At 54.6% G+C, this 2,826-nt stretch carries 3 protein-coding genes; all 3 read right to left on the reverse strand.

Annotation, left to right across the window (positions count from 1 at the left end):
- On the reverse strand, positions 1-182 hold a 182-nt coding region (locus WBM93_RS13220; protein ID WP_424432331.1), incomplete at its 3' end, for a hypothetical protein.
- A 1-nt stretch (position 183) separates the two neighbouring features.
- The gene (locus WBM93_RS13225) at positions 184-1,530 is read right to left on the reverse strand and encodes an MFS transporter (protein ID WP_424432332.1); all 1,347 of its coding nucleotides are present in this window, start codon (positions 1,528-1,530) and stop codon (positions 184-186) included.
- Positions 1,531-1,532: 2 nt separating this feature from the next.
- Positions 1,533-2,826 (reverse strand): DUF418 domain-containing protein (locus tag WBM93_RS13230; RefSeq protein ID WP_424432333.1); only part of this gene is annotated, 1,294 nt, incomplete at its 5' end.

Raw genomic sequence — 2,826 nt, forward strand, 5'->3', positions numbered from 1 at the left:
CCATATATCTGCGCGTAGGTCATACCGTCATCGAGCTGGAGCGCAGCATAGGCGTCCGCATCGTTGGTGTTGATCGCTTCGAAAAACCGTTCCACGACTTCGATAATCGCCTGACGGTCATCGTCCTGAGCGGCTGCGGGAACCGGCCAGAGCATTGCGAAAAGAGCGATCAGAAAGCGCATATCAAATTTCCTTTGAGGGTGCAGCGCGGGAATCAAGCCTGGTGAATATCAGGAAGGTTGCCAGGCCGAACAGGCTGGCCAGAGTTATCACATTCCAGAATCCCGTGACCCCGCCCCAATCATAGATATCGCCCATCAGCGACGAGGAAACCACGCGAGCCATTGAGGAGGTCGCAACCAGCAGCGAGAACTGGGTCGCCGAGATTGTCTTGAGGCACAGGTCCATGGCCGCCGCACAAAACATGATGAACATGGCCTGCGCAAAGATTAAGTGGACAAAGACGTATATCTGAAAGTTCAGATCGGTCAGTTGGGCGGGTTCCAGCATCGAAAAGACCAGTGAGGCCAGGGCAAGGGCCACAAACAGCAGGATGCCGGTGCGCGTTGCGCCGATCTTCTTGGAGATCGTGCCGAGCACCAGCACACAAACCAGCCCGGCAACAATTCCGGCAACCCCGGCGAGCGAACTATAGCCCGTCTCGTCCCAATTCAGCACTTCCGATGCAAAGATCGGACCCCCGACATCGAGGCTCGCATAAATTGCTCCGGTCGACATGAAGGCCGGCACGAAGAAAAACACCCGTGGCTGCAGAAAGGCTTTTTTCAAGTCTTTCAAGAGAGGCAGCCACTCGGTGCGATGCAGCGCCAGACATTCCGCCGACGCCTTGCCGCCAGTCCAAGGCAGCATCCTTTCGCCTGAGCGTTCCCGCACGAGAATGACGACGGTCAGCACCACGCCCAGAAACGCAGCGAAACAAAGCCCAACGGCACCGATTCCATAGAATTTCAGCAAAAGCCCGGCCACGGCGGCAGCGACACCGGTGCCGATAATCTGTCCGGCAAACATCACGGAGTTGGCCGTGACGCGCTGTTCTTCAGGGGTCACATCTACTGCAATCCCGTCAATCGCAGCGTCCTGAACCGTAATCGCGACATTCATGAAGAACGCGATTGCGGTCAGCAGTGCCAGTTCTTCCATGCCGGGCGCCATTATCGCAAGCAGTATCAAGGACAGGATTGCACCGGCCTGTGCGGTCACCAACCATATCCGTTTGCGGCCCATCGGCGGGAAGGTATAGCGATCCATGAAGGCGCCATAGAACAGCTTGAACGTTGCCCAGGGGAGCATCGCCAAACCAATAAAGCCTCCAATCTCGCCAGCTGATGCACCGTTCACTGCAAGCCAGCTTGGTATCGCAATTGTCCAGAGGCCAATCGGTGCGCCTTGCGAGAAATAGAGCAGGAAATAGCAAGTGTAGCGCAATATCTTGTTCTCGGTCAAAGCAAAAGATTGCTGAAAAGCTGATGCGGCAATCAAACGGTAGTCTTTTGCGTGAAGCTTCTGCATTTCTATGCCTCCGCCGGAAGTCTGCGAAACTTGGGAATCGTTCCGTAAGTCAGGCTGCGCCAGACCCATTCAGCGGGTCCGTAGGAAAAGTTTTTCATCCAGAAATGGCTAAGAATGACCTGCGCCGCAAAGGCGATTACGCTGATAATGACCAGCGCGCCCTGACCTGTATTTCCAGCCAGTCCAAGACCCGGTCCGATATTGGTAAAGATCAGCAGGATGATGATTGTTTGGCAAAGATAATTGGTCAGCGCCATCTGACCAACCTGCGCGAAGGGCTTGACGACCCAGCTGTACGACGAGCCGTGAAAAATCGCGACCAGGGCGCAGATATAACCGGCAGCTATGAGGGGCGTTGCAAAGGCGTGGAGGAACATGGCCAAAAGTTCCGCCAATCCAAACCATGCGCCGTCGGGCTGCGCCTTTAATATTTGGGCCAGGACTTCCAGCACCAATCCGGAGAACAGCAGCGGAGCCAGATATTTTTTGAATTTGGGAAGATAAATTGGGGCGTTCTGAATCCATCCCTGGCGAGCAAGCCACGCTCCGATGAAAAAACGGCCGATAACATAGAGTAGCCAGCCGAAAATGAGGCCGCCCACGAAGAACAGATATATCTGCCAATGTGTCATAACAGCGATCCATTCGCTAAAACTGCCCGACAGCGCCACTTCCTGTCGCCGGAGAATGGCGTCCTCGGCAAAGGCAATACTCAATCCAGCATCCAGTATTCCTGTCGCTCCCAGCAACAACTGAGTCACAGGCGCAGCGAAAAGAAACAAGATCAAACCGATGATCAGCAACATGCGGTCCGATAGGTTTCGACAGAACAGCAGGATGAACGCAACAACGGCGTAGATGTGCAGGATATCGAAAGCAAATAACACCCAGTGGAGTGCACCAATGACAAGCAAGATCCCAGATCGCCGGAGATAGATGCTACGAAACGGAGCGCCGCGTGCTTCAAGTCGTTCCATCTGCACCCAGAAACCGAGCCCGAACAGCAGGGCGAACAATGTGTTGGCCTTGTCCGTGACCAGGATTTTCAAACCCATCAGCACACCGGCATCGATATCCGCATTGGGCAAGGCTGCCAGCTGTTCCTCGGTTGCGAGAATCCCTTCGCTGCCGAAGTCAGAAACATTCATCACCAGAACCCCGAAAAGGGCAAATCCGCGCAGGACATCCATGATGACATAACGTTCGCCGGATTTTGTAGGCGCTGTATCTATGGTGATGGATTTCATGGCTTGCCTTCCCGGTGAACTTAGTCTCGCGATGGTTTGGACCCTGGGT

This window comes from Parasphingorhabdus sp. (assembly GCF_049667325.1).
In the GTDB taxonomy this organism is placed as follows: Bacteria; Pseudomonadota; Alphaproteobacteria; order Sphingomonadales; family Sphingomonadaceae; genus Parasphingorhabdus.

What these genes read in the sequence shown, in the direction of transcription:
- WBM93_RS13225 (WP_424432332.1), bottom strand. Translation starts at nt 1,530, where the DNA reads ATGCAGAAGCTTCACGCAAAAGACTACCGTTTGATTGCCGCATCAGCT.